This is a genomic window from Microbispora sp. H10670 (genome assembly GCF_014161385.1).
GTDB classification, from domain to species: domain Bacteria; phylum Actinomycetota; class Actinomycetes; order Streptosporangiales; family Streptosporangiaceae; genus Microbispora; species Microbispora triticiradicis.
This window is the reverse complement of the sequence record NZ_JABBWW010000015.1, coordinates 80,099-105,651: the sequence shown is the minus strand read 5'-3', so window position 1 is coordinate 105,651 and position 25,553 is coordinate 80,099. Positions and strand designations below refer to the sequence as shown.

General features: G+C 72.9%; 22 protein-coding genes and 1 pseudogene. 12 read left to right on the top strand and 11 right to left on the bottom strand.

Annotated features, from left to right (window positions below; genetic code table 11):
* The first annotated feature begins 15 nt into the window (after nt 1–15).
* From HHX33_RS21335 to HHX33_RS36300, 5 genes and pseudogenes are all read left to right on the top strand, one after another.
* Nucleotides 16–1,776: a hypothetical protein gene (locus HHX33_RS21335; protein WP_182876160.1), complete on the top strand. Its 1,761-nt coding sequence runs from the start codon at nt 16–18 to the stop codon at nt 1,774–1,776.
* Nucleotides 1,777–1,787: 11 nt separating this feature from the next.
* Nucleotides 1,788–1,916, top strand: coding sequence for a hypothetical protein (locus HHX33_RS36305; RefSeq protein WP_259402704.1), 129 nt, complete (start codon nt 1,788–1,790; stop codon nt 1,914–1,916).
* 10 nt (nt 1,917–1,926) lie between these two features.
* Nucleotides 1,927–2,754 (top strand): glycosyltransferase, encoded by an 828-nt coding sequence (locus HHX33_RS21330; RefSeq protein ID WP_182876159.1) that lies wholly within the window; start codon nt 1,927–1,929, stop codon nt 2,752–2,754.
* The gene (locus tag HHX33_RS21325; protein ID WP_182876158.1) at nt 2,732–3,883 is read left to right on the top strand and encodes a glycosyltransferase family 4 protein; all 1,152 of its coding nucleotides are present in this window, start codon (nt 2,732–2,734) and stop codon (nt 3,881–3,883) included. Before HHX33_RS21330 ends, HHX33_RS21325 begins: the two co-directional genes overlap by 23 nt.
* Nucleotides 3,880–5,886: pseudogene (locus HHX33_RS36300) on the top strand (alpha-(1->3)-arabinofuranosyltransferase family protein); the annotation flags it as partial. The gene HHX33_RS21325 and the pseudogene HHX33_RS36300, both read left to right, overlap by 4 nt.
* Before the next feature lie 2,091 nt (nt 5,887–7,977).
* Here HHX33_RS36300 and HHX33_RS36295 read toward each other — a convergent pair.
* Entirely contained in the window at nt 7,978–9,204 is a 1,227-nt protein-coding gene (locus HHX33_RS36295; protein WP_259402703.1) for an acyltransferase family protein, read from the bottom strand.
* A 206-nt stretch (nt 9,205–9,410) separates the two neighbouring features.
* On the opposite strand from HHX33_RS36295, the gene HHX33_RS21315 reads away from it, so the two are divergent.
* Nucleotides 9,411–10,352, top strand: coding sequence for a DUF3068 domain-containing protein (locus tag HHX33_RS21315; RefSeq protein ID WP_182876156.1), 942 nt, complete (start codon nt 9,411–9,413; stop codon nt 10,350–10,352).
* Nucleotides 10,349–11,110, top strand: coding sequence for an aspartate/glutamate racemase family protein (locus tag HHX33_RS21310; RefSeq protein WP_182876155.1), 762 nt, complete (start codon nt 10,349–10,351; stop codon nt 11,108–11,110). The genes HHX33_RS21315 and HHX33_RS21310 overlap by 4 nt, the downstream gene beginning before the upstream one ends.
* An 8-nt stretch (nt 11,111–11,118) precedes the next feature.
* Here HHX33_RS21310 and HHX33_RS21305 read toward each other — a convergent pair whose 3' ends face one another.
* Nucleotides 11,119–12,276, bottom strand: coding sequence for a S1 family peptidase (locus HHX33_RS21305; RefSeq protein ID WP_182876154.1), 1,158 nt, complete (start codon nt 12,274–12,276; stop codon nt 11,119–11,121).
* A gap of 115 nt (nt 12,277–12,391) precedes the next feature.
* Complete coding sequence (locus HHX33_RS21300) at nt 12,392–13,351, bottom strand: LysR family transcriptional regulator (RefSeq protein WP_111699443.1); 960 nt, start codon at nt 13,349–13,351, stop codon at nt 12,392–12,394.
* A gap of 149 nt (nt 13,352–13,500) precedes the next feature.
* Here HHX33_RS21300 and HHX33_RS21295 point away from each other — a divergent pair, with 149 nt between their 5' ends.
* Entirely contained in the window at nt 13,501–14,730 is a 1,230-nt protein-coding gene (locus HHX33_RS21295; RefSeq protein ID WP_182876153.1) for a damage-control phosphatase ARMT1 family protein, read from the top strand.
* Here the strand turns inward: HHX33_RS21295 and HHX33_RS35070 are convergent.
* The 5 genes from HHX33_RS35070 to map all read right to left on the bottom strand — a co-directional run bounded on the left by HHX33_RS35070 (nt 14,715) and on the right by map (nt 17,689).
* Nucleotides 14,715–14,885, bottom strand: coding sequence for a hypothetical protein (locus HHX33_RS35070; protein ID WP_220502038.1), 171 nt, complete (start codon nt 14,883–14,885; stop codon nt 14,715–14,717). The two genes, HHX33_RS21295 and HHX33_RS35070, sit on opposite strands and share 16 nt — an antisense overlap.
* A gap of 252 nt (nt 14,886–15,137) precedes the next feature.
* Nucleotides 15,138–15,341, bottom strand: a complete 204-nt coding sequence (locus HHX33_RS35065; RefSeq protein ID WP_220502037.1) for a hypothetical protein — start codon at nt 15,339–15,341, stop codon at nt 15,138–15,140.
* Entirely contained in the window at nt 15,338–16,039 is a 702-nt protein-coding gene (locus HHX33_RS21285; protein WP_220502036.1) for a VC0807 family protein, read from the bottom strand. The genes HHX33_RS35065 and HHX33_RS21285 overlap by 4 nt, the downstream gene beginning before the upstream one ends.
* Nucleotides 16,040–16,171: 132 nt before the next feature.
* Nucleotides 16,172–16,810 carry a LysE family translocator gene (locus HHX33_RS21280; protein ID WP_182876152.1) on the bottom strand — a complete coding sequence of 213 codons (639 nt, stop codon included), beginning with the start codon at nt 16,808–16,810 and terminating at the stop codon, nt 16,172–16,174.
* Between the two features lie 111 nt (nt 16,811–16,921).
* Nucleotides 16,922–17,689, bottom strand: coding sequence for a type I methionyl aminopeptidase (map, locus tag HHX33_RS21275; RefSeq protein ID WP_182876151.1), 768 nt, complete (start codon nt 17,687–17,689; stop codon nt 16,922–16,924).
* Between the two features lie 53 nt (nt 17,690–17,742).
* Between map and HHX33_RS21270 the strand changes: the two genes are divergently transcribed.
* Together HHX33_RS21270 and HHX33_RS21265 are read left to right on the top strand one after the other, a co-directional pair.
* On the top strand, nt 17,743–18,021 hold the full coding sequence (locus HHX33_RS21270) for a helix-turn-helix domain-containing protein (RefSeq protein WP_138460285.1): 279 nt from the start codon (nt 17,743–17,745) through the stop codon (nt 18,019–18,021).
* Between the two features lie 169 nt (nt 18,022–18,190).
* Nucleotides 18,191–18,757 carry a hypothetical protein gene (locus HHX33_RS21265; protein ID WP_182876150.1) on the top strand — a complete coding sequence of 189 codons (567 nt, stop codon included), beginning with the start codon at nt 18,191–18,193 and terminating at the stop codon, nt 18,755–18,757.
* Here HHX33_RS21265 and HHX33_RS21260 read toward each other — a convergent pair.
* From HHX33_RS21260 to HHX33_RS21250, 3 genes are read right to left on the bottom strand one after another with little or no spacing between them, the layout of a single operon-like run.
* A complete protein-coding gene (locus tag HHX33_RS21260) occupies nt 18,661–19,647 on the bottom strand; it encodes a LysR family transcriptional regulator (RefSeq protein WP_182876149.1) in 987 nt (328 codons plus the stop codon). The genes HHX33_RS21265 and HHX33_RS21260 overlap by 97 nt on opposite strands.
* Nucleotides 19,644–20,417, bottom strand: a complete 774-nt coding sequence (locus HHX33_RS21255; RefSeq protein ID WP_310741463.1) for a creatininase family protein — start codon at nt 20,415–20,417, stop codon at nt 19,644–19,646. The genes HHX33_RS21260 and HHX33_RS21255 overlap by 4 nt, the downstream gene beginning before the upstream one ends.
* Complete coding sequence (locus HHX33_RS21250; protein WP_182876148.1) at nt 20,414–21,139, bottom strand: GTP cyclohydrolase; 726 nt, start codon at nt 21,137–21,139, stop codon at nt 20,414–20,416. The genes HHX33_RS21255 and HHX33_RS21250 overlap by 4 nt, the downstream gene beginning before the upstream one ends.
* Nucleotides 21,140–21,376: 237 nt before the next feature.
* Between HHX33_RS21250 and HHX33_RS21245 the strand changes: the two genes are divergently transcribed.
* Both HHX33_RS21245 and HHX33_RS21240 read left to right on the top strand, forming a co-directional pair.
* Nucleotides 21,377–24,061 carry an alpha-L-rhamnosidase gene (locus HHX33_RS21245; RefSeq protein ID WP_182876147.1) on the top strand — a complete coding sequence of 895 codons (2,685 nt, stop codon included), beginning with the start codon at nt 21,377–21,379 and terminating at the stop codon, nt 24,059–24,061.
* The gene (locus HHX33_RS21240; protein ID WP_182876146.1) at nt 24,058–25,500 is read left to right on the top strand and encodes an FAD-dependent monooxygenase; all 1,443 of its coding nucleotides are present in this window, start codon (nt 24,058–24,060) and stop codon (nt 25,498–25,500) included. The genes HHX33_RS21245 and HHX33_RS21240 overlap by 4 nt, the downstream gene beginning before the upstream one ends.
* The last annotated feature ends 53 nt before the right edge of the window (nt 25,501–25,553 follow it).

Here is a 25,553-nt window from a genome sequence, read left to right as displayed (position 1 = left end):
CTGGAACTGGGAGACATGTCTTTCTGGGACGCGGCCGGACGCCGCTGGCCGATCTGGGGCGGGTTGCTGGTCGGCGTGCTCGCTCTCGGCCCGGCGCTCGGGCCCGGGTTCACGCTGGCCTACGACCTCGTGTTCGTCCCGGAGCCGGTGTTCGGCGCGGCGGCCTTCGGGCTGTCCGGCACGCTGCCCCGCGCCGTCCCCAGCGACGCGCTGGTCGCGGCGCTCGGCCTCGTCCTGCCCGGAGCGCTGGTCCAGAAGGTCGTCCTGCTGGGGATCTTCGTGCTGGCCTGCTGCGGCATGGCGGCCCTGACCGAGCGGTGGCCGCCCACGGCGCGGGTGGCCGCCGCCATGTTCTACACCTGGAACCCCTTCGTCGCCGAACGGCTGCTGCTCGGGCACTGGGCGCTGCTGCTGGGGTACGCGGGGCTGCCCTGGGTCGTACGCGCCGTGTCCGGCGGAGAGAGGCGGGCAGGGCGGCGGGCGATCGTGGTGGCGCTGCTGCCGGCGGCGGCCGGCGGCTTCATGGCGATGATCATCACGCTCGTGACCGCCGCGCCCGTGGCGGCGTACGCGCGTGACAGGGCCCGTGACGGAACACCCTGGAAACCGCTGCGCGTGTTCGCGGTGTCGTGGGTCGTGCTGAGCCTGCCCTGGCTGGTGCCGAGCCTGCTGCGGCCGGGAGGGGTGCCCGGCGACCCGGCGGGCGTCGACGCGTTCGCGGCCCGCGCGGACACGCCGTTCGGGACGCTCGGCAGCCTCCTCGTGCTGTCCGGGATCTGGAACGCCGAGGCCGTGCCGCCGGGGTACGGCGCGATGCTGCCGCAGATCCTGCGCCTGGCGGCGGTCGTCGTGACGCTGACCGGTTTCGCCCTGGGGAGAGGGGTTCCGGCGCGGCCGGGTCTGGCGGTGGCGGCGGTGGCGGGGTTCGCCGTGGCCGCGCTGGGCGTCACCGAGGCGGGGCGGGCGGCCCTGCGCGTGCTGGTGACGCACTGGGCGGGGTTCGCCGTTCTCCGGGACGCCCAGCAGTACGTGGCTCCGCTCGCGCTGGCGCAGGCGCTCGGCCTCGGGGCGGTCGCGGCCCGCTTACGTGGGACGCCGACGAGTTCGGTGGCCGGTGTGGTGACGAGTGTGGTGGCGGCGGGAGCTCCGCTGTTACTGCTTCCCACGCTGGCCCTGGGCGGTCTGGGCAGGCTCGCGGCGGTGCCGTACCCGCGGGATTTCGACGAGGTGCGTGCCCGGGTCGCCGCCGACCCCGTCCCGGGGGACGTGCTGCTGCTGCCGTGGGAGGCGTACCGCGCCTACGACTGGAACGCGCGGCGCTCGGTGCTCGACCCGCTGCCCCGCTATCTGACCCGGCGGGTGGTGTGGAACGACATGGTGCGGGTGGGGGACAGAGGGAGAGACGGCGCGGGAGGCGGGGTGGTCGGCGCCGAGGACCCGCGTGCCCTGGCGCTGACGCCGCTGGTGCGGTCGGGGGCTCCGCTGACCGAGGGGTTGCGGCGGGCCGGATTCCGCTTCGTCGTGCTCGACGGCGACCGGTCGAACTGGAACGGGTTCCACTCGCGGCTCCGGGGCGCCCGGCCCGTCTACACCGGCCGGTACGCCGCGCTGTACCTCATCGACGCCCCTGAGCAGGCGCCCGATACGGGCCCGCCCGCCTTCATCGTTATCCTGGGCTGGTTTGTCTCTTTTTCGTATATCTACCTTATGGTAAGAGAATCTGGTTCTAGTGTCGTCAGGCGTCGATCGTCAGACGTCGGTGAAACGGTCGAGTGAGGAGCCCTTCCATGCGCGTGCTTCTGGCGGTGGCCGTCGGCGGTCTGCTCGCCGTGGGTGCCACGGTGGGCCTGGTCAACGTGGCCGACACGGCTCCGAGCCCGGTGAACAAGCCCCTGTACAACTACGGCAGCCGCTGACCGCCCCGCCGTGCCCGCTTCCCAGCCTCGGCAGGAGGCCCGTCCCCTGCTGGAGATCGTGGTCCCCGCCCGCAACGAGGAGGCGCGGATCGCCAGAGGACTGACGGAGCTGTGCGAGAGACTCGCCGCGCTGCCGTACCCCGCGCGGATCGTCGTCGTGGACAACGCCAGCACCGACGCGACGCCGGACGTCGTGCGCGTCCTGCCCCCGCGTACGACGCCGATCCGGCTGATCCGCTGTGAGACGCGCGGCAAGGGCGCGGCGGTCCGGGCCGGGTTGCTCGCCACCACCGCACCTCTCATCGGGTTCTGCGACGTGGACATGGCCACCGACCTCGCCGCCCTCGACACGGTGGTCCGGCTGCTCGGCGCCGGGCAGCCCGCGGTCATCGGCTCCCGCGCCGCGCCGGGCTCGGTCGTCGAGGCGCGGCACAGCCGGGTGCGCAGGCTGGGCGCCTGGGTCTTCCGCGCCCTGGCCCGCCGGGTCACCGGCCCCATCGGGGACACCCAGTGCGGCTTCAAGTTCTTCCACGGCGACCTCGGCCGCCAGGCCGCCCGGCGACTGCGCACGACCGGATTCGCCTTCGACGTGGAACTGCTGGCCCACGTGCACCTGCTCGGGGCCGGCGTCCGGGAGATCCCGGTGGCCTGGAGGGATGTCGGCGGCTCGACGTTCTCGTGCTGGCGGCACAGCTGGGGGGTCTTCCTGCAGATCGCGGTCATCTGGGTCAGGACGCGGCCCGGCGGCCGCGCGGCCCGCCCCCGTCTCTCCCTGTCCTTTGATCACACAGCCTCCGATCACGCGTCATCCGATCATGCTTCCTCCGTCACCGCCTGACCCCTGCCGCGCCGGCCTGCGTGTCGCCCTCGTCAACTGGCGCGATCCCTGGCACGAGCGGGCCGGGGGCGCCGAGGCGTACGCCTGGGAGATCGGCAGGCGGCTCGCGGAGCGGGGGGCGGACCTCACGTTCCGCACCGCGCGCGGCCCCGGGCAGGCGGCCGCCGAGAGCGTGGCGGGGATCAGGATCGTCCGCGGTGGCGGCACCTTCACCGTGTACGCCCGCGCGGCGGCGTGGCTGTGGCGTCACCGCCGCGAGTTCGACGTGGTGATCGACTGCCAGAACGGAATCCCGTTCTTCACCCCGCTGTTCGTGCCACGGTCGGTGCGGGTGCTGTGCGTCGTGCACCACGTCCACGACGCGCAGTTCGGCGTGCACTTCCCCGGCTGGCTCGCCCGGCTGGGGCGGTTCCTCGAAGGCCCGGCGGCCCGCCGGGTCTACCGGCGGCACCTCTGCGTGGCGGTCTCCCCGTCCACCGTCGAAGCCATGCGGCGCAGGCTCGCCTGGACGGGGCCGATCACCGTCGTGCCCAACGGCGGGCACCCGCCCCGGCAGGCCCGCCACGAACGGACCGAGCGGCCCTCCCTCGTCTGCGTGGGGAGGATGGTGCCCCACAAGCGGATGGAACTCGTCGTCGGACTCGCCGAGACGCTGCGCGCGGAGTGGCCGGATCTCACCGTCGACCTGGTCGGCCGGGGTCCCGAACTCGGGCGCCTCACCGCCCTGGTGGCCGAGCGCGGGCTCACCCACGTCGTACGGCTGCACGGGCACGTCCCGGAGGAGGAGAAGGAGCGGCTCGTCGGCCGGGCCTGGGCGCATCTGTCCGCGTCCCAGGGCGAGGGCTGGGGGCTGAGCGTGCTGGAGGCGGCGGCGCTCGGCGTGCCGACGGTCGCCTTCGACGTCGACGGCCTGCGCGACGCCGTACGCGACGGGCGTACGGGCTGGCTGGCGGGGGAGGGCCGGTCGCTGGCGAAGGTGACGTCGGAGGCGCTCGCGCTGCTGTCCGACCCCGCGCGGGCGGCCGATGTCGCGCGGGAGTGCCGCGCCTGGGCGGCCGGGTTCACCTGGGACCGCAGCGCCGCGATGTTCGCCGGGCTCCTGCCGGACGCGCCACGGAAGGGCCGATGAGCAGCCCTCCTAACAGCCACCCGAGCAGCCCCGTGAGCGGCGCCCGGATGCGGAACCGGCTGCGTCTGCTGGCCGCCTCGCTCCTGCTCGTCGCACTCGTGTTCCGCACCAGGCCCGGTGAGCTGCTGGCCGACACGAAGATCGACCTGACGGTCGCGCCCGCGGCGTTCCTCGGGCGGGCGCTCGGCCTGTGGGACCCGGCGCAGTTCGGCCAGTTGCAGAACCAGGTCTCCGGCTATCTCTTCCCGATGGGCCAGTTCTTCCTGGGCGGGAAGCTGCTCGGGCTCGACGGGTGGGTGGTCCAGCGGCTGTGGATGGCGCTGCTCGCCGTGACGGCCTTCGCCGGGATGAACCGGCTCGCGGCCCGGCTCGGGATCGGGACGCCGGAGACCCGCCTCGTCGCCGCGCTCGCCTTCGCGCTGGCGCCCCGCGCGGTGTCCGACCTCGGGGTGCTGTCGGCCGAGGTGCAGCCGATGGCGCTGCTGCCCTGGATCCTGCTGCCTCTGGTCACCGCCGCGCGTGGCGGCAACCGGATGGTCTGCGCGGCCCGCTCGGCGTTCGCGGTGGCGTTGTGCGGCGGGGTCAACGCGGTCGCGGTGGGCGCGGTCCTCGTCGTCCCGGTGCTGTTCGTCGCCACCCGCGACCGGGAGGTCCGGCGGGTGCGGCTGCTGGCCTGGTGGCTGGCGGGGGTGGCCGCGGCGACCCTGTGGTGGACCGTCCCGCTGCTGCTCATGGGCAGGTACGCGTTCTCGTTCCTGCCCTACACCGAGAGCGCGGCGACGACCACCCAGGTGACCTCGCTGCCGAACATCCTGCGCGGCACCGCGGACTGGGTGGCCTCGATCACGGGCGGCGCGGGCCCGGGAATGCCGGTCGGCTTCGAGCTCACGCACGCGACCTGGGCGGCCGTGGCGACGTGCCTGCTGGCCGCGATCGGGCTGGCCGGCGTGCTGCGGGCCGACGTCCCGCACCGGCTGTTCCTGACGCTGACGCTGCTCACGGGCCTGCTCGTCATGTCGGCGGGTCACCTGGGCGCGCTGGAGTCGCCGCTCGCCCCGGCGGTCCGCGAGCTGATCGACGGTCCCCTCGCGCCGCTGCGGAACCTGCGCAAGTTCGACCCCGTGGTGCGTCTGCCGCTCGCCCTCGGCATCGCCCACGCGCTCGCCGCCGTACGGCGTCCCGAATTCAGGGAACAGTTCAGGGCGCGGCTCCTCATGGCCGGAGTGGTGGCCGCGCTGGCGGGGATCACGCTGCCCGTCCTCCAGCTCGGGCTGGCCGGGCCGGGGACGTTCCGGGAGATCCCCGGCTACTGGCACGAGGCCGCCCGATGGCTGAACGGACGGGCCGGCGACCAGGCGGTGCTGGCGCTGCCCGGGTCCGCGTTCGGGGAGTACACCTGGGGACGGCCGCTCGACGAGCCCATGCAGCAGCTGTTCACGGTGCGCTGGGCCGAGCGGCAGATCGGGGCGGCGGGCTCGACCGGGCTCACGAGGGTGCTCGACGCGGTGGACCGGCAGGTGGCCGCCGGGCGCGGGTCTCCGGGCCTGCGCGAGGTGCTGGCCCGCCTCGGCGTCCGGTTCCTCCTGGTGCGCAACGACCTGGACCGCCGCGCCATGGAGGGCACCCTTCCCGCCCGCGTGCACCAGGCGCTCGCCGACACCGGCGGCATCGCCAGGGTCGCCTCGTTCGGCCCCGACGTCGGGTCGAGCTGGGACATGGACGACGCCGTGCTGGGCCAGGACCCGGCCTACCCCGCGCTGGAGGTGTACGAGGTCGGCGGCGCCGCCGGCGTCGTCTCGCTGCTCCCGGCCGGTGACCTGATGCGCGTGTACGGCGCTCCGGAGGGGCTGCTCGACCTGGCCGACCACGGCCTGCTGAGCGGGCGGCCCACCGTGTTGAACGCGGACCCCGGCGACGCCCGTGAGGCCGTCGTCACCGACTCGCTCCGCCGCAGGCAGCGGCACTTCGGCACCATCCGGAGGGGCGTCTCGCCGACGCTCGCCGACGGGGAGTCGCCGCCGAGGACCGGGGTCGTGGACGACTACCTGGAGCCGGGCTGGGCGCCGTTCTCCGCCACCGCCGCCTACACCGGCATAGCGGGAGTGTCGGCCTCCTCGTCGGCCTCCGACCCGGGAACGATCGCCATGCCGCAGTCGCCCGGCCGTCTCCCGTACGCCGCACTCGACGGGAACCCCTGGACGATGTGGCGGTCGGGCGGCACGGACGGGCCGCTCGGCCAGTGGATCAGGATCGACTTCGAGCGGCCGCTGCGGCTCACCCGGATCGGGGTGCGGTTCGTCACCGATCCGGTCCTCGGGCCGCCGCCCGTCCGGGTCGCCGTGGAGACCGCGGCCGGCCGCGTCGAGCAGGACCTCGCGGATGTGTCGGAGACCGGTGACGCCCAGAGCCTGCGGGTGCCCGACGGGCCGTCGTCCTGGCTGCGGCTGCGCGTCCTGCGGCTGGCCGACCAGCCGGAGGACGCGTCCGGCACCCCCTTCGGCAGCTCGGTCGGCATCGCGGAGATCACCGTTCCCGGCCTCGCCCCCGGCCGGACGTACCGGTCGCCCGACGTGTCAGGGCGGACCGCCGGGACGCCCACGACGTACGTGATGACGCGGGCGGCGGGAGAGGAGCCGCCCTGCGTGCTCGGGCCGGTCCGGTGGCTGTGTCAGCCGTCGGCGGAGCGGCAGGGAGAGGAGGGCTACACCTTCGACCACACCGTCACCGTCCCCGCCGCCGGCTCTCCGACGTTGACCGGCCGGGCCGTGCTGCGGGACGCCGCCGCTATCGACCGGTACGCGCGACTGACTGAATTTCCGCGGGTGAGCGGGTCGAGTGTGGCCGTCGACCAGCCGGTGGCGGCGGCCAGGTCGGCCTTCGACGGCGACGCGCGCACCACCTGGATCAGCGGTGAGAACGACCGCCATCCGGAGCTGTCGATCCGGTGGGCGAAGGCCAGGACGGTCGGCCGGATCGTCGTCCAGCGCCCCAAGGGAGCGCGCCCGTGGACGTCGGTGCTGCTCACGGCGGGCGACGGCAGCGTGCGCGGCGGCTGGCTCGACGACGAGGGCGAGGTGCGGTTCCGCCCGGTGAAGACCGACCGTCTGCGCATCCAGTTCTCCCCGGCGGCCCCGCCGCTGCAGGTCACCGACGTGCTGGTCGACGGGGGGCTGAACACAGTCCGGCCGCTGCCGGACATCGCGGGGGTTCCGTTCACACTCGACTGTGGCTTCGGGCCGGCGCTGACGATCGGCGGCGAGCGGGTCGCGACCCGGGTCGAGGGCGTCTACGGTGACGTGCTGACCGGGCGCCCGCTGCGCTTCACCTCCTGCGGCGAGGTGCGCGTCGCCGCGGGCGCCAACCGCATCCGGGCCGTGCCGCTGGACCCGTTCCGGGTGGACTCCGTCGTACTGGACCCCGCCGTACTGGACCCCGTCATACTGGACTCAGCACCCCCCACCGTTTCGAAGCCCTCCGGAAGGGTCTCGGTCGAGTCCTGGGGCGCCTCGCGCCGCACGGTGTCCGTCTCGGCGGAGGCCGACGCCTACCTGGTGGTGGGGGAGAACTTCAACCCGGGCTGGACCGCCACCGTGGCGGGGCACGCCCTGACGGCCGTGCGGATCGACGGCTGGCGGCAGGCGTGGCGGGTCCCCGCGGGCACGTCGGGGGTCGTCCGGCTCGACTACACGCCCGACCGGGTCTACCGCGTCGTGCTGGTCGCGGGCCTCGCCGGTCTGCTCCTGGTCGTGTGCCTCGCGACGCGTCCGGTCCGGCTGCGCGCCCCGCGGGCCGTACGGACCCGGGCGGGGGCGGTGGACCAGCGGCTGCTGCCCGCGGCGGCGGCCGCGGCGGGGTGGTGGATCGCCGGTCCCGTGGGCCTCACGGTGGTCACCGGTTGCGTTCTCGCCGCCCTGTGGGGAAGACCGGCGCTCGGCCGTCTCCTACGGTCGCCGCTGCCGGCGGTTTCGCTGCCTGTGGTGTCGCTGTCGGTGGTGTCACTGCTCGTGCCCGCCGGAGTGCTGGCGACCCTCTCGTGGGGCGACTCCTGGCAGCAGCGGGCCGCGCAACTGCTCTGCCTTCCCGTTGTCGCGGCGCTACTGGTCGCGCTCGCGGCGGCCGAGCCGAAGACCGAGTCGCCGGGCGGGCTGCTCGACGAGGAAGTGGCTCAGGACGGCGACCAGGACCGAGACGGGCACGACCACGAGCAGCACCGGCCAGAACCCGCCCGTTAGGGGCTTCATGTCCGCGAGCCGGTAGAGGACGGCGATCACCAGCACGTGCCACAGGAACAGGCTGTAGGAGACACGGCCGAGGAAGCGCATCACCGGGTTGCCCAGGGCCCGGTCGGCGAAGCTCGCCCGTCCGTCCGAGAGCGCCAGGGGCGCGACGAGGAAGACCGCCGTGATCCCGTAGAGCGCGGTCTTGAAGCACGAGGCCCAGAACGTGTCCCCGCTCAGGGTCCTGGGACCGGTCAGCTCGGTGCTCGCGACGACGAAGGTCAGCGCGGAGATCAGCCAGCAGGCGCCGGCGGAGGACCCGAGCGCGCGGCACAGCACGCTCACCCGGCCGCTCGGCCGCGCCTGCGCCCAGGCGGCGAGCAGGGAGACGGCCATGCCCAGGGAGAACCACAGCAGGTAGCGCGGCAGGTGCATGCCCATCGTCGGCTTCCAGCTGGGCCAGAAGGTCAGGGCGATGTAGGCGAACGAGACCGAGCCGAGGAGGGCGAGCGCCACCAGGGCGCGGGAACCTCTCCGGTCCACGTCACCGTCCTGGCGCGTCGCGAGGTACGCGACCCCCGCGCCGAACAGCGGGAGCGCCAGGTAGAAGGTCGCCTCCACCGGGAGGGTCCACATCTGGTAGAGCCCCTCGGGGCCGGTCCCGGTCCACCACGGGTCGGGATCGTAGATCGAGAGCAGACCGAGCCATTCGATCCACGTCCGCACCGAGCCCAGCCGCGCGGAATGGAACGCGACCAGCCCGGCGATCACTGCCACCCAGTAGGCCGGAAGCACGCGGAGCGCACGCCGCCACAGGTAGACGCGTACGTCGGGGCGTCGCCCCGAGCCGAGGAGGGCGGCCGCCCAGGGGCGGTAGAGAAGCAGGCCGGAGAGCACGAAGAAGATCGCGACGCCCACGTCGCCGTGGGCGACGAGCCAGGAGAACTCCGTGTCCCCGTACATCTCCCCGGTGACCGAGGCGACGTGCAGCGTCAGCACGAGCAGCGCGGCGACCGCCCGGATTCCGTCGAGGGAGTTCAGATGACCGCCGTCGCCGGGGACCGGTCCCGCGGGCGTGTCGAGGTCGACCTGCGTGGCGGTCAAAACTGATCACTCCGGCACATAGGCGTACGATCGGCACACTTTATCTCAGGCCCGGCGCCGCAGACGTCCGTAAATAGAACGTGTTCTTATCGATTTGGCGGCCGTCGCTGGCGGCGGTCACGAGCCCGCACTACGATACGCGGGCCAACCAGACGAATTCGGCATAACAGGTTCCAGGCCGTACTGGGGAGATCCCGGAGGACTTGATGAGACGGACCGGTGGACTCGTTCTCCTCGCGCTAGGGGTGTTCTTCGTCGTGCTGGCCCCGCTGCTCCGCTTCTGGGCGGCGGACCGGCTCGTGCACGCACCCGCGGACCAGGACAGCACGACGGAACTGAGCGCGCCGAACGCCCGTTACTTCAGCGTCGCCGACATGAAGGTCCTCACCGGGAACCTCGCCATCACCGTGACCACCCGCGGCGACACGGCGGAGTCGGCCGGCGACCACGTCGTGTGGGACCAGTTCACCAACGTCAACGACGTCACCAACGAACGCCGCGGCATCTCCTTCAGCCTGTTCCGCAGCGCCTTCAACAAGTACGACGGCACCGGGGTGAACTGCTGCCAGGTCAACGTGGACAAGACGCCGGTGCGGCTGCAGGGGCAGATCTTCCTGTTCCCCTTCGGGGTCGAGAAGAAGACCTACCCGGTCTACAACCCCGCCGCCAAGCAGGCCTTCCCGGCGGAGTTCGCCGGGGAGGAGGTGCTGGACGGGCTGCGGGTCTACCGGTTCGTGCAGAAGATCCCCCCGACCGTCACCGACACGCTCAAGGTGCCCGCCACCGTGCTCGGGATGAAGGGGAAGGGGGACAAGCAGGCCGAGCGCGTGTACGACGGCACGACCACCTTCTGGGTCGAGCCCGAGACCGGCCTGCCGGTGAAGCAGGAGCAGCGGCGCCACGAGGTGCTGAAGACCGGCGACGGCGTCGAGCGCACCCCCGCCCTCGTCGGCACCGCGACCTACACTCCGGAGACGGTCGGCTCGCTCGTCCGCACGGCCAGGGACAACATGAACCAGATCGCGCTGCTGAAGACCACGATCCCGCTGGTCTCGCTGATCGTCGGTCTCGCGTTCCTCCTCGTCGGTGGCTGGCTCATGCGACCGGAGCGGCCGGAGCGGTTCGAGTATTCGGAGCAGCCGTCGTGAGACATCTCGGCGTTCTCGCGCACAGCACGGGAGGAGCCGCCCTCTGCTTCCTCACGTTCTGCGAGGAGGGCTTCCACCGGACCGGCCGCAACGAGCATCCCGACGTCACCCTGGACTACATCGCCTTCGGCTACAGCATGCCCGCCTGGGAGGCGGGGGACCACGCGACCGTCCGCGCCACCCTGGCCAGGAGCGCCGATCGGCTCGCGCGGGCCGGCGCCGACTTCTTCGTCTGCCCGGACAACACCGCCCACCTGGCTCTGGAGGCGCCGGGACCGGACCTGCCGCTGCCGGGCCTGCACATCGCCGAGGTCGTCGCGGACCAGGCGGCGGCCGAGGGGCGCACGCGCGTCGGCGTCCTGGGCACCAGGTTCACGATGGACGGCCCGCTGTATCCCCGTGCGCTCGCCGCCCGCGGGATCGCCGCCGAAGTGCCGGACGCCGGCGACCGCGACCTGGTCGACAAGGTCATCTTCACGGAACTGGTGAACGGCGTGATCAGCGAGGCGTCGCGCCGGGAGTACCTCCGGGTCATCGAACGGCTGGCCGCCCGTGGCTGCGACGCGGTCGCCCTCGTCTGCACCGAGATCCCGTTGCTGATCACGCCCGAGGTCTCCGCCCTGCCGACCCTGGACTCGACCCGTCTGCTGGCCCGCGCGGCCTACGAGGTCGCCGTCGGCGAGCGGCCGATGCCCGTCTGGCGCGGCGGCGGAACGCGGGAAGGCTCCCCCGCCGGTCGGGCGGGGGAGCCTTCCTGAGCTGGCGATCAGCCGGTGACCAGGGTGAGGCCGTAGACGGAGAGGATCTCGTTGACAGGCTGGAAGTAGGTGGTGCCGCCGCTGGAGCAGTTGCCGGAGCCGCCGGAGGTCACGCCCTGGGCCTGGCTGCCGGAGATGAACGAGCCGCCGGAGTCGCCGGGCTCGGCGCAGACGTTGGTCCGGGTCAGCCCGCTGACCGTGCCCTGCGAGTAGCGGACGCTGGCGTTGAGCTGCTGCACGGTGCCGCAGTGCCAGCCGGTGGTCGAGCCGGACCGGCAGATCGAGGAGCCGACGGCGGCCACGGACGAGCCCTTCACGACGACGTTGCCGCCGCTGTAGTTGTTCACCCAGGGCCTGACGGTCCAGTTGCTGTTGACCGCCGCCCAGGAGTAGTCGTTGCCGGGGAACGAGTAGCCCTGGAAGGTGCCCATGAGGACGTGGTTGTAGCCGTACACGGTGCTTCCGGCGGTGGCGCAGTGCCCGGCGTCGACGAACCCGGGCGTGCTGCCCTTGCGCACGGAGAAGCCGATCGAGCAGCGGGCCGAGCTGCCGATGTAGTAGGCGTCGCCGCCGCGGACGTCGTAGAAGGTCTGCGGCGCCTCGCCCGACCGCTCGACGCGTACGGCCGACTTGTCGGCGCCGCTGGCCGCGACGAGCCTCTCGGCCGCGGCGGTGTCGGAGGCCAGCACGACCACGCTGTTGGTGCGCACGTCGACGTACCAGAGGGAGGCGGCGGAGGCGGGCGCGCCGGCGGCGGCCTTGTCCAGCGCGGCCGCGGTGGCGTCGAGGGCGCCCAGGTTGCGGGAGACGACGGTCGGCTGCGCGCCCGCGGACAGGATGGCGCCCGCCTTCGAGGCGTCGGTGGTGGCGACGATCAGGCTGTCGGAGGTGACGCCGGAGACCCAGGATCCGGCGTAGGCGTCGCCGAGCGTGGCCCGGACCTTGGCGTCGGTGTTCATGGCCTTGGCCTCGTTGGCCAGGCGGGCGTTGGCCTGGTCGGCGCTGAGCCCGAGGTCGCGCTGCATCGCCTCGATCATGCCGGGCGACGGAGTGCCGATGGAAGAGGCGGAGGAGTTGCTCGGCTCGGCCAGGGCCGGGGTGGCGACCGTGGCGAGGGCCGTGACGGCCAGGGCGCATGCGGCGGTTACCGTGCGTCTGCGGAGCATGTGGGGCTCTCCTTGTCTTCGGGGGGTGCCGTCAACGTAACCGACCATCCGCGTCACGCGGATCTATCAGTTCGCCCCTATCACGGCGTTATGGAAAGCTCCTCCGCGAAGGATGTCACGGCACGGCACCATAGTCAGGATTGGTGACGAGCCAGTCCGCGTAGCGTGAGCTGCGCCTGACGGCGTCAGCGTACGCGGCTCGTGCCTGGGCCGCCACCACCGGCGCGGCCCGCGCGCCGATCGATCCCGAGTGCCAGCCGAGCAGGTGCCGCCAGCCCAGCGGAGCCCCCGCCAGCGGCATCATCACGAGCCCGGACGTGAGCTGGAACGTGGCCTGGCACAGGGCGACGGCCTTGCCGACGCCGACCAGGTGCAGGCAGGTGCCCACGTCCGTCTCGTAGATGGACTCGGGCACGAACCCGGCACGCGCGCAGGCGGTGGCGAAGCAGTCGGAGAAGCACCCGTCCCCCGGGGCCACCACCCAGCGTTCGTCGGCGAGGCGGGACAGCTCCAGTTCCTTCTCCCCGGCGAGGGGGTGCTCCTCGCCCAGGAGCACGAAGACCGGGTCCATGCCCACCGTGGTCCAGCTCATCGCGTCGGCCGGAGGCGGAGGGCTGTCGCCGCACCTGCCGAGGAGCACGAAGTCGAGCCGCCCGGCCGCGGCCAGCCCGGTCAGCTCGTCGGCCGACCAGGAGGTGCGGGTGGTGATAGGGATCCCGGGCTGCGCCGCGGTCAGCCGTTCGACGAGCCCGCCGAGTATGGGGCCGTGCGTGGCGCCGAGCCGGTAGCCGGGCAGTTTGACCGATGTGTTGGCGAACCGTACGGCGTCCTCCTGGAGGTCGCGTACGGCGGGCAGCAGCACCCGCGCGCGGGCCAGCACCATCTCACCGAGGGGAGTGGGGCGGGCGCCGTTGCGGTCGCGTTCGAACAGCGGCCCTCCGAGTGAGCGTTCGATGCGTTTGAGCTGGGCGGTGAGGGATGGTTGGGCGAGGCCTAGCCGGGTGGCCGCCTTCGTGACGCTCCCGGCTTCGGCTACCGCGTGCACGATCCTGAGGTGGCGGATCTCCAGATCCATACCGGGAAACTACGGCGACAGTGGTATGGCCGCAATCCCACATTGTCATGAAATTTGACTTTAACGCGTGAGCAGAGGGGGCGGTGCGGCTCGTGCGGCGCCCTGCGCTTTACTGACGGTGGAGTGTCACGAGCGGGGGAGGACGCCGGATGAGCCGTGCCCTGGACGATGCCCGAGACGATGCCCGGGACGAGACGCCGGACGCCGCGCCGATCCTCGGCAACGTCCCGGGCTCGTACGCGCTGAGCGTGTTCCGGGAGCGGCATCCCGTCCTGATAAAGCAGGTCAGGGAGGCGTTGCCGTACACACCGGACCGGCGGCGCGCGCTCGACCGGCTCCTCGGCGAGGTCGAGCGCGACGTCATGGAGCCGCTGGAGCCGTCCGCGCACGACGGCGCCTCCTGGGCCGAGTGGGGCCGCGGCAAGATCGGCGGCCGCTGGGTCGACGCGCCGTTCCTGTGGGCCGAGAGCTACTTCTACCGGAAGCTGCTGGAGGCCACCGGATACTTCGGCGACGGCCCGTGGCGGGGGGTCGACCCGTTCGGCCCCCTGAAGCAGGCCGAGCTCGACGGGCCGGACGTGGACGGAGAGCTCGCCGCGCTCGACGAGACCGCCGCGCTGTCCCCGGACGAGCGGGCCGAGGCGCTCCTGCTCGGCTCACTCTGGGGCAACCGCGCGGACCTCTCCCACGGCGCCACAGGCGCCGGCGGCGGCGAGCGGGCCACCGGCCTGGTCGTGGACGACGGCCCCCTGCTCCGGGCGCTGCTCGGCGACCTGGCTCCGGCGAGGATCTGCCTGGTCGCCGACAACGCGGGGCGGGAGCTGCTGCCCGATCTCGTGCTGGCCGACCATCTCCTCGCCCACGGGCAGGCGAGGGAGGTCGCGCTGCACGTCAAGCCGGTTCCCTACTTCGTGTCCGACGCCACGCCGTCCGACGTGCTCGCGTGCCTGCGGCGGCTCGCCGCGGCCCCCGGCCGGGCGGGGGAGGCCGGCGCCCGGCTCTGGGCGGCGACGGAGGACGGGCGGCTCACGCTGCGGGCGCATCCGTTCGCGTGCGCCCCGCTGCCGTACGCGGACATGCCGGACGACCTGCGCGGCGAGTTCGCGGCGGCCGACCTCACGATCATGAAGGGCGACCTGAACTACCGCAGGCTCACCGGTGACCGGATGTGGCCCCCGGCCACCCCGTTCGCCGCGGTCACCGGCTACTTCCCCGGTCCCGTCGTCGCGCTCCGCACGCTGAAGTCGGACGCGCTCGTCGGCGTGCCCGAGCACACCGTGGCCGAGCTGGACGCGACCGGCCGCTCCTGGCGCACCAGCGGCACCCACGCCATGATCCAGGGCCGCGGCGCTCACAAGGTGGGTCAGGAGGCGGCGTAGGCGGCGACGAGCGCCCCGAAGACCTCCTTGGGCTCCCGGCGGCCGTCCTCCAGCACGCGGACCACCCCGTAGGAGGCCAGGTCGAGGTCCCGGCGCGGATCCGGGTGGTGCGGCAGGTTGTAGCCGGCGAAGGTGAACCAGAAGGCGCTGTCCACGCCCTTCCTCGAACACCGTGAGAAGTTCGCGCAGGTAGCGGACCTGCTCGCCCTCGTCGCGGAGGTAGTCGCCGTTCAGCCGGGGCGGCTGGGCCGTGTCGTCGACGATGGCCCACGCCATGCCGCCACGTGCGCCTGCCCCTGTGTAGGCGCACGTGCCGAACTCGGTGACGGCCACCGGCCTGCCGTGCCGGAACCGGGAGCGGAGATCCTCGCGGTAGGTGCCCGCGGTGCGCTCGTCGCGGCAGACGTTCACCGCGACGACGTCGAACGGGCCCCAGTCGACGTCCTCCCAGTCTCCGGAGGCGCGCCGCCCGTGATGCGTACGGCGGTGCAGTTCAGCTCCCCGGCGACGACCCGCATCTCCTCCCGGACCGTCTCCGGGTCGAAGCTCTCCCGCGAGGTGTGCCCACCAGGGAGGAAACCGGTGTCGTAGTTGATGCCTCTGCCTCTCATCGCCCACTCCCGGCCTCAATGCCGACCATCCCCATGATCGGCCCGGAACCGAACGCGCCCGCGAGCACAAGCCCCAGCGCGATGGCGGCGATCAGCAGCACGTTGGACAGCCAGATCATCGTGGCGACCGGCAGCGTGAACGCGCCTGCCAGCCGGACCACGCACTCGGCGAGCAGCACGCCGCCCCAGATCGCGCTGAACCTCCGCTCGGCCCGGCGGAACCGGGCCGAGCCCTCCGCGAGCCGCTCCCAGGCCGCCTCCTTCGCCGCGTTCCCCCTCGTGACGAAGGGGCGCATGCCCGCGGTCATCACCGGCCGCCGCGTGAACGCCGAGAGCAGGATCGCCAGGCTGAGCACCCCGCTGAGACCGGAGTCCTTGGCGATCATCATCCGGGCGTCGCCGGTGAGGAAGCTCAGCGCGATGCCCGCCACGTTGACCACGAGCGTCAGCGCGGCCATGCCGTTAAGGGTCCGTTCGCGGACGATCCCGGCGACCACCCGGACGGCCGGGATCACCCCGCTCACGGCGAGCGCGGCGACCTCGCTCAGCCCGAACGCGCCGTGCAGGACGTAGTAGCAGGCGAGCGGCGCGGCGATGTCCAGCGCCAGCGGGACGAGCATCCGGCGGAGGTTGCTCTGCGGCTGAGCGGCGTCCGGCGACAAGGCCGCGGGGGCAGGGGAGGTCAGGGTCTGCGTCATCGGCGCGGCTCCTCCGGGGGTGGGCGCTGCTGTCTTCCTGCGCCTCAAGCCTCCCGGAACCCGGTTCCGCCGGACAGATTCGCCGATCCCGACTCCGGCAGTACAAATGTCCCGGGTCGTACGACCGGCGGGTCAGGCCTTCGCGCCGCCCTCGCGGGCCAGGGCGGCGACGACGCCGAGACCGAGGTAGACGACGCCGCTGCCCCGGTCGAGCCGCCGCCGGGCCCGCGCCGACGACCGCAGCCGCCCGGCCAGCACCGAGGCCAGCAGCGCGTACGTGCCGTCGCTGGCCATGCCGAGCGCCACCCAGACGGCCCCGAGCACCAGCACCTGCGGCGCCACCGGCCCGCGCGCGGGATCGACGAACTGCGGCAGGAACGCCAGGAAGAACATCGCGGTCTTCGGGTTGAGCACGTTGACCACGAACCCCTCGCCGAACAGGCGGCTGCGCGAGGCGACCCTGACCTCGGCGGCCTCCGTCTCCGGCCGCCGCAGCAGCTTGCGTACGCCCAGGTAGACGAGGTAGGCGGCGCCGAGATACTTGACGACGGCGAACGCCGTGGCCGACGCGGCGAGCAGCGCGGTGATCCCCAGCGCGGCGGCGGCGATGTGCACCAGTGAGCCCGCGTGGACGCCGAGGACCGACACCAGCCCCGCCGTACGGCCCTGCGCGACGCTGCGGGTGACGATGTAGAGCACGGCGGGTCCAGGCACCACGAGCAGGGCGAGCGTGGCGGCGGCGAAGAGGGCGAGTGCGGGCAGCGTAGGCATGTCCGGATCGTACGGACGCCGCCCTCGTGCGGGCATCCCGATTTTTCGCGAGCGCCCGGTCAGAGTGCCCGGTCAGAGTGCCCGGTCAGAGTGCCCGGCCAGGGCGCCCCGTCAGAGCAGGGTGAGCACCCGGGGGCCGTCCTCGGTGATCGCGATCGTGTGCTCCATGTGGGCGGCCCGGCTGCCGTCGGTGGTGTGCAACGTCCAGCCGTCCGCCGCCGTGAGGTAGCCGTCCCGGCCGCCGGCGATGAACATCGGCTCGATGGCCAGCGCCAGGCCGTGCCGCAGCGGATAACCCCGCCCGGGGCGGCCGTGGTTGGGCACCGGCGGGTCCTCGTGCATCCGGCGGCCGATGCCGTGGCCGCCGAAGTCCCTCGGCATGCCGTACCCGGCGTCGCGGGCGACCGCGTCGATCGCCGCGGAGATGTCCCCGATGCGGTTGCCGACGGTCGCGGCGGCGATCCCCGCGTCGAGCGCCCGCCGTGTCGTGTCGATCAGCTCCACGTCACCGGTGCGGGGAGTGCCGACGACGAAGGTGACGGCGGCGTCGGCCGTCCAGCCGTCCAGTTCCGCCCCGCAGTCCACGCCCACGACGTCCCCGTCACGCAGCCGGTAGTCGCCCGGGACGCCGTGCACGATGGCGTCGTTGACGGACACGCAGATCACCGCGGGGAACGGGCGCGGCGCGAAGTGCGGCCGGTAGCCGAGGAAGGGCGAACGCGCCCCCGCCTCGCGCAGCACCTCCCGCGCCGTCTCGTCCAGTTCCCTGAGCCGCATCCCGACGGCCGCCGTCCGGCGCGCGGCGTCGAGCGCGCGGGCGACGACGCGCCCCGCCTCCCGCATCGCGTCCAGCGCGGCGTCGGTCTTGATCTCCACCATGACGCACCCCTCCAAGTGGCACCAATAACTATACCGGTATTAGTATCACGGTCATGGTGAGAGTGCCCCTGACCCCCGAGGAGCGGCAGCGGGGGGAGCGGTTCGGCGCCCTGCTCCGGCAGGCGCGTGGCGAACGCAGCATGATCGAGGTCGCCGCGGCGGCCGGGCTGTCGGCGGAGACGCTGCGCAAGATCGAGACCGGCCGCGCGCCGACCCCGGCCTTCTTCACGGTCGCCGCGCTCGCCGCCGCGCTGGGCCTGTCCCTGGACGAACTCGCCGCCGCCTGTGCGGAAGGCCCGAACGCCGCGGCGGAGTTTCGCCGGGCCGGCTGAATCTTTCACCGGCCCGCGGCCGCATCGCCCGGCCGCCGGCGACCGTCTCGGGCGGCGTTCGCCCAGGTGGACCGGTCCGGCGGCGCGCTGGGCGGCCGGTGGGACGAGAGCGCCAGGCCGCGGTTCCTGTACAGGCCGCGGAGAAGAAACGACGCTGGGAGCACCGCCGGTGACCGCCGGATGGTCCTGCGTCTTCCTCGTGGAGGTGTCGATGCGACTCGCCCCCGCCCGCCTGCGTCGTGCGGCCGTTCTCGCGGCCGTCGTGGCCACGGCGTCCGCCGCGGCCGGGCTCGCCGGTCCGGGTGCGGCCGTCGCCGCTCAGGGAACGGTCTCCAGTTCCTCGTGGAGCCCGTCGCCGACCCCCACCGTCACCCCCACGCCGGGCGTCATCGTCTCGCCGTCGCACATCGCCGTGCCCGAGGGCGGCTCGGCCGTCATCCACGTACGGCTCAGCGGCCGGCCGTCGTACGGCTGGGTGACCGTCGACAGCGAGCGGCTGTCCGGTGACTCCGATCTGCTGATCGGCCCCCGGCTGCTCTTCCCCGCGGACACGTGGAGCACCTGGCAGACGCTCCTCGTCTTCGCGGAGGAGGACGCCGACTCGTCGAACGGCACCGCCTCGTTCCTGTCCAAGATCAGTCAGCTGCCCGGCACCGGGACCGCCGTCTGGAGCGCCACGGAGCTGGACAACGACGGCCCCACGCCGTCCCCCGCACCGTCGCCCGCGCCGAGCTGAGCCCGGAGCAGGGCGGCGACCAGGGCCGCCGTGGCGGGCGGGTCGGGCGGCTCGCCGTACGTGGCGGCGTGGACCCGGCGGGCCGGGCCCGGCAGCTCGCAGGTCAGCACGTCCGGATGACGATGGGCCGACAGCGCCAGCCGGGGGAGGACCGCCACGCCCAGCCCGGCGGCGACCATCGCCTGCACGGCCACGTAGTCGTCCGTCGTGAACGAGACGCGCGGCTCGAAGCCCGCCTCGCCGCACAGCGCGAGCAGATGGGCGCGGCACCGCTCGCAGCCCGCGATCCAGGGGGCGTCGGCGTACGCCGCCAGGTCCGCGCCCAGGTCGCTTCCCGTGGCGGCCCCTGAAGAGACAAGGCCGGGAGTGACGAGCAGGCTCGGATCGTCGAGCAGGTGGACCAGCCGGACGCCGTCGTCCTCGGGGCCGGTCCCGCCGTACCGGAAGACGACGGCCACGTCGACCTCGCCCGCCCGCAGCAGGCGCAGCGCCTCGGGCGGCTCGGCCTCCATCAGGCGCAGGTCCAGCCCGGGATGCTCCCTGGCGAGCCGCTGGGCGGCGGCGGGGACGAACGTGCCCAGGGCCGAGGGGAAGGCGGCCAGCCGTACGCGCCCGGCCCGCAGCCCGACGTGCGCGGAGAGCTCGGCGGACGCCGCGTCGAGGCGGCCGAGGATCTCGGCGCCGCGTTCGGCGAGCAGGCGGCCCGCCTCCGTCAGGCGGACGCCGCGCCCCACCCGCTGCACCAGCTTGGCGCCCGTCTCCGCCTCCAGCCGGGCGAGGTGGTGGCTCACCGACGACTGCGAGTAGTGCAGCTCGTGGGCCGCCGCCGTCACCGTGCCCGCGCGGGCCAGCGCGACGAGGACACGCAGTCGTACGACGTCGATCGTCATCTGTCGGCCATGTCTGTCGGTCTCCTCGAACGCCTTCCGACGGGGTTGCCGGAAAGGTACGCCAGCAGGCGCCCGCATGACGAGCCGAGACTGTCGAGGATCACCCTGCCCTTCTCGGCGGACGCCGCGGAGGGCCGGCCGATCACCCCTTGCGGCGCGTAGGGCTTGATCCCGCGCAGGTGCAGCCCGGACCGCCACTCGTCGGTCTCCCAGTCGGCGGCCTCGTAGCCGGGGCGCACGAGATGAGGCGCGACGTGCAGAAGGAGCGAGACCTCGAACTCCCCGGCGTGCATGTCGGTCCTCCCCACCTCCGTCCGCAGTGCGGCCGCACGGCCGGCGGCCTCCAGGTCCGGGCCGGTCGGGAAGAGCACGACACGAGGGGCGTCCGCGTTCAGTTCCTGGGCGAGATTCGAGAGAACGTGATTCCCGCCGTGCCCGTTCACGATGACGAGTCCCGTCCATCCGTCCCGGTCCAGCGATTTCCAGATGTCCGAGACCACGGAGTGCAGGGTCGTCGCCTGGAGACTGAGCGTCCCCGGGAAAGCGGAGTGTTCGTGCGAGCACGAGATGGTGACGGGAGGGAGGGGAAACAGGTCGTAGTCCAGGCAGATCCGGTCGGCGATCGCCTGCGCGATCACGGTGTCGGTCGACAGGGGCAGGTACGGCCCGTGCTGTTCGAAGCTTCCGACCGGCAGGACGGCGACGCGGCTCCTGTCACGGCGCGCGTCCCCGGACGTCACGGCCGGAAGCGGGTGACGCGCGATCGTCACGAGGTCTCCGCCGTGCCGCCGAACGTGCCCCTGAAACTGTACGAATATCCCCGTGCCATCTTCGCGCTGACCTCCCCTGCGGCCTCATGGGAGAGGGGCCGATCGATTTCGGTGTGCAGCGACACCTCGATTCCGGCCCGCGTCAGGGCCGAGCCCTTCTCCGGATTCCCGGACATCAGGCGGACCCGCCCGACGCCGAGGTGGAGCAGGACCCGGGCGGCCAGATCGTAGCGCCGGGCGTCCTCCTGGGCGCCCACCGCGAGGTTCCGCTGATAGGTGTCGCCGTCCTGCAGCAGGCTCCGTACCTTGTCGAAAAGGCCGATGCCCCGGCCCTCCTGACGCAGGTAGAAGATCATGCCATGCCCGTGCGCGACGATGTCCCGCCTCGCGGCGTCCAGTTGCCCGCCGCAGTCGCACCGGTCGCCCGAGAAGACATCCCCGAAAAGGCATTCCGAATGAATCCGGAAAGGCAGGTCGCCGGGCGGGAGGGCGGGCAGCATTCCTTTCGGCGGTGGCGGGGCCTCCGTGTAGAGCAGCAGAAGGTGATCGGTTCCGGTGTGCCCCTGGTCCGGATCATAGTCGCGTACGCAGGCCGCATACCAGGTGCGGTCCGCGATACGGAGAGCAATTGCATTCGAAATTCGAACGGGCGGGGAGTCCGGGTGTTCGCGACTGTCCGCGGGCCGCTCCGTGTCCTGCAGATACCTGTTCATCCGCAGCATGCTAGGTGTGTCCTGCCAGGTCGTCAACGGCTCGATTATCGGCCGGCGGCCGTTTCCCGCAGAAATATCCGCAGAATCTCCTGCTGAAATACCTGCAGAATCCGATTGGCGAGGCCTGCGTATTGGGAATGGGGGCGGCCTGTGCTAGCTTCCGTGCGGAACCCGATTTCCAGGCTCGTGGACGGTTCGTTTCAGCAAGTGCCTGCCCGTGACCGCTGTGCATTCTTTGGGAGCATCGTGCCGCTCCGGATCCATGACCTGAAGACCGACGCCCGCACCCTGCCGCTGGGCCTCGGCACCCCTGCCCCGGAGTTCTCCTGGCGGCTGAGCGCCGCTCGGGCGGATGTCCGGCAGACCGGCTACCTGATCCAGGTCGCCACCCGCGACGGATTCGGAGACGGGGTGCTCTGGGACTCCGGCCAGGTCGCCGACGACCGGCCGTTCGGCGCGGTCTACGCGGGGCCCGCGCTGGAGTCGGGCCGCCGCTACTTCTGGCGGGTGCGGGTGACCGACGACTCGGGCGCCCGCGGCGCGTGGAGTGAGCCGGCCTGGTTCGAGACGGCCATGCTGGATCCGTCCGGGTGGCGAGCCGGTTGGATCAGCGGCCCACCGGCTCCGCGTGGCGACGACGCCGTGCTGTACCTGCGGGGAAGGGCGGAACTGCCCGCGGAGGTGGTGCGAGGCCGGGCGTACGTGAGCGCGCTGGGCTGGTATCGCTTCTTCGTCAACGGCCGGGACGTCACGGGTGACGCCCTCGTGCCCCGCTGGACACCGCTCGACCACGTCGTCGAATACCAGACGTACGACGTCACCGCGCACTTCCGGGCCGGCACCAACATCGTGGCGATGGCCGTCGGGGACGGGCGTTACCGCGGTCATCTGGGTGTCGCGGAGCGCCGCGCGGTCTACGGCGACCAACTGGCCGGCTTCGCGCAGATCGAGCTGGAACTGGCGGACGGCAGCACCGTGGTCGTCGTCACCGACCGGAGCTGGCACGCCGGACCGGGGCGCATCCTGGGTTCGGATCCGAAATCGGGCGAGCGCGTCGACCTGCGCGTCCCCGATGCCGACTGGCTGACGGGCGAGCGGCCGCCGGCGCGGATGGGGCCGGCCCGGGTGCTTCCCACGGCGGCGCGCGGGCTGGTGGCCGAGGAGGTCGAGCGGGTCCGGCTGATCGACCGGCTTCCTCCCCGGCGGATCTGGCGCTCTCCCTCGGGCCGGCAACTGGTGGACTTCGGCCAGAACCTCGCCGGTGTCGCCCGCGTCCGGCTGTCCGGGCCCTCCGGCGTCCGGGTGCGGCTGACGTACAGCGAACTGGTCGCTCCTGACGGCGAACTCGACACCGGCTACGTGGTGCTCTACGGCGACGTCAGGGAGCAGCGCGACGAGGTGACGCTCGGCGGCGGGCGGAGCTGGTACCAGCCGTGGTTCACCACCCGGGGCTTCCGCTACCTGGAGATCGACGGCCTGGACCACGACGTGGCGCCGGACGACGTCGAAGCCCTCGTGCTGTCCACGGCGGTGCCCCAGACCGGCGTCTTCCACGCCTCGGACGAACGCCTGAACCGGCTGCACCGCAACGTCCTGTGGAGCGTGCGCGCCAACTTCGCCGACACCGCCACCGACTGCCCCACGCGGGAGCGGTCCGGATACACCGGCGACGCCCAGGTGTTCGCCCCCACCGCCGTCACCCTGGTCGACGCGCACGCCTACCTGCGCCGTTACCTGCGCAACCTCGCACTGGAGCAGTTCGAGGACGGGCGGATCCCGCCGATGATCCCCAGCGAGACGTCCGTCTTCAGCGGCGGCCCTCCCGCCTTCGCCCGGGTCGTCCGCGGCTCCGTCGGCTGGGGCGACGCGAGCGTCCTGCTCCCCTGGACCCTCTATCGCTACTACGGCGACGAGCGCGTCCTCGATCGCCAGTACGGCTCCATGCGCCGCTGGATCGGCCACCTGGAACGCACCGCCCGCACCAGGGCGGGCTGGGCGCGCTGGTTCGGCAGGCGGGTGGGGCGCCACGAGAGGTTCGTTCTCGATTCGGGTGTCCACCTGGGAGAGTGGTTCAGGCCGAAGCACAGGACGGCCACGCAGCTCCGCCGCCTCCTGTTCGACCGCCCGGTCGTGGCCACGGCCTACTTCGCCCACTCCACGCGGCTGATGGCGCGGATCGCCGAGGTGCTGGGCCACGACACCGACGCCGCGCACTACGCCGAGCTGTCACGGCGGGTGCGCACGGCCTGGCAGGCCGCCTTCGTCCGTCCCGACGGCCGCGTCGGCGCCGACGGGCAGGACGACTACGTCCGCGCCCTGGCGTTCGACCTGCTGGAGGAGGAGCGGCGCCCGGCCGCCTTCGCCCGTCTGGTGGAGCTCGTCCAGCGGGCCGGGGCGCATCCCGGCACCGGCCTTCTCAGCACGTCCATGCTGCTTCCCGTGCTCGCCGACGGCGGCCGCCCCGACCTCGCCTACGCCCTGCTCCTGCAGGACACGCCCCCCTCGTGGCTGGCACAGGTCGAACGCGGCGCGACCACCGTGTGGGAGACCTGGGAGGGATACGACAGGCACGGCAGGGGCACCCTGTCCCACAATCACTACGCCCACGGCGCGGTGGCGGGCTTCCTCACCGAACACGTCGCAGGGCTGACACCCGACGAGCCCGGATACCGCGTCATCGGCGTCCGCCCGCTGGCCGGAGGCGGCCTCACCCACGCTTCCGCGACGGTGGAGACACCGTACGGCGCCGCGTCCAGTTCCTGGCGGCGGGACGGCGGGACGGTCACGCTGGAGGTCACGATTCCCGCGGGCGCGACCGCCCGGGTGCGTCTGGGGGACGGCCGCCGCGAGCGGACCGGCTCCGGCACGCACTCCTTCACCTGGCAGGACGAGCAGGCGGCGGCGCCCGCCGTGACGGCGGGCCGCCGGTGAACCGGCCGTCCTCCGCTCCGGGCGCGCCTACCACGGACGTCGTCGTCGTGGGCGCCGGCCCGACGGGACTGACGCTCGCCGTCGACCTGGTCCGCCGCGGTGTGGCCGTCCGGGTCCTGGACAAGAGGCCGGAGGGCTTCTCCGTCGGCACCCGCGGCAACGGACTGCAACCACGCACCCTGGAGGTCTTCGACGATCTCGGCGTCATCGGCCCGATCCTGGAGACCGCCGGTGCGCATCCGCCCCTTCTCGTGTACGTCGGCAGGGTGCCGGTGTTCAGGAAGCACGCGCACAGGCCCGTGGCCCCGTCTCCCGCCGTGCCGTACCCGTCGGTCGTCATCCAGCCGCAGTGGCGCACGGAGCGGATCCTGCGCGACCGGCTGACCGAGCTCGGCGGGAAGGTGGACTACGGGACCGAGGTGACGGCGCTCACCCAGAACGCCGGCGAGGTCACCACCGTCACGGGCTCCGGCGAGACGATCCGGTCCCGTTATCTCGTGGGCGCGGACGGCGGACGCAGCGTCGTCAGGAAGACGCTGCGCATCGGCTTCGCCGGGGAGACGCGCGAGGACACCCGCCTCGTACTGGGCGACGTCGAGGTCGGCGGGCTGCGCCGCGACGCCTGGCAGGTCTGGGTCAACCCGATCAGGAAGCAGGTGAGGGCCAGCGTGTGGCCGGTGCCCCATTCGGCCTGCTTCCGGTTCAGCGCGCCGATCACCCGGGACGAGACGCCGGATCTGACGCTCGCGGGGTTCCAGCGCCTGCTCAGAGAGCGGACCGGCCGCCGTGGCCTCACCGTCACCGGGCTCGCCGCCCCCTCGGTGTACCGGGTGGCCATCAGGCTCGCCGACCGCTATCGCGCCGGTCGCGTGCTCATCGCCGGAGACGCCGCGCACGTGCACTCCCCGGCGGGCAGCCAGGGACTGAACACCAGCGTGCAGGACGCCTACAACCTGGGCTGGAAGCTGGCCCGCGTACTGTCCGGAGCGCCCGAGTCGCTCCTCGGCACCTACGAGGCGGAACGGCGGCCGGTCGCGCGCCGGGCCCTCGGGCTCAGCACGGAACTGCTGGACGGCAGGAAGATCGAGCACGACGAGCGGACGAGCCAGCTGGACCTGTCCTACCGCGGCGGTCCGCTGGCGGCGGGCGCGCGGGGCGGTGACCGCGCTCCGGACGCGGCATGCGCGACCGCAGACGGCCGGCGGATCCGCCTCTTCGACGTGTTCCGCGGCCCCCAGCCCACCCTGCTGTGCCTGGGCGCCGGACCCGTACCCGGAGGAGTGCCCGCCTACCGGATCGGCCGGGACCTCCTCGACGACGGCGGGCACATCCGCGCCGCCTACGGCGAGACCGGGTACGTCCTGGTGCGGCCCGACGGGCACATCGGGATCGACACGTCGTCCGTCGCCGAGCTCACCGGCTATCTCGCCGGGATCTGAACCCATCGATCCCGTCGATGGGATCATCGCGGAACATGAGTTGGACCTGACAT

What these genes read in the sequence shown, in the direction of transcription:
- HHX33_RS21335 (WP_182876160.1), top strand. Translation starts at nt 16, where the DNA reads ATGTCTTTCTGGGACGCGGCCGGACGCCGCTGGCCGATCTGGGGCGGG.
- HHX33_RS36305 (WP_259402704.1), top strand. Translation starts at nt 1,788, where the DNA reads ATGCGCGTGCTTCTGGCGGTGGCCGTCGGCGGTCTGCTCGCCGTGGGT.
- HHX33_RS21325 (WP_182876158.1), top strand. Translation starts at nt 2,732, where the DNA reads ATGCTTCCTCCGTCACCGCCTGACCCCTGCCGCGCCGGCCTGCGTGTC.
- HHX33_RS21315 (WP_182876156.1), top strand. Translation starts at nt 9,411, where the DNA reads ATGAGACGGACCGGTGGACTCGTTCTCCTCGCGCTAGGGGTGTTCTTC.
- HHX33_RS21305 (WP_182876154.1), bottom strand. Translation starts at nt 12,276, where the DNA reads ATGCTCCGCAGACGCACGGTAACCGCCGCATGCGCCCTGGCCGTCACG.
- HHX33_RS21300 (WP_111699443.1), bottom strand. Translation starts at nt 13,351, where the DNA reads ATGGATCTGGAGATCCGCCACCTCAGGATCGTGCACGCGGTAGCCGAA.
- HHX33_RS21295 (WP_182876153.1), top strand. Translation starts at nt 13,501, where the DNA reads ATGAGCCGTGCCCTGGACGATGCCCGAGACGATGCCCGGGACGAGACG.
- HHX33_RS35065 (WP_220502037.1), bottom strand. Translation starts at nt 15,341, where the DNA reads ATGAGAGGCAGAGGCATCAACTACGACACCGGTTTCCTCCCTGGTGGG.
- HHX33_RS21285 (WP_220502036.1), bottom strand. Translation starts at nt 16,039, where the DNA reads ATGACGCAGACCCTGACCTCCCCTGCCCCCGCGGCCTTGTCGCCGGAC.
- HHX33_RS21280 (WP_182876152.1), bottom strand. Translation starts at nt 16,810, where the DNA reads ATGCCTACGCTGCCCGCACTCGCCCTCTTCGCCGCCGCCACGCTCGCC.
- map (WP_182876151.1), bottom strand. Translation starts at nt 17,689, where the DNA reads ATGGTGGAGATCAAGACCGACGCCGCGCTGGACGCGATGCGGGAGGCG.
- HHX33_RS21270 (WP_138460285.1), top strand. Translation starts at nt 17,743, where the DNA reads ATGGTGAGAGTGCCCCTGACCCCCGAGGAGCGGCAGCGGGGGGAGCGG.
- HHX33_RS21260 (WP_182876149.1), bottom strand. Translation starts at nt 19,647, where the DNA reads ATGACGATCGACGTCGTACGACTGCGTGTCCTCGTCGCGCTGGCCCGC.
- HHX33_RS21250 (WP_182876148.1), bottom strand. Translation starts at nt 21,139, where the DNA reads ATGCTGCGGATGAACAGGTATCTGCAGGACACGGAGCGGCCCGCGGAC.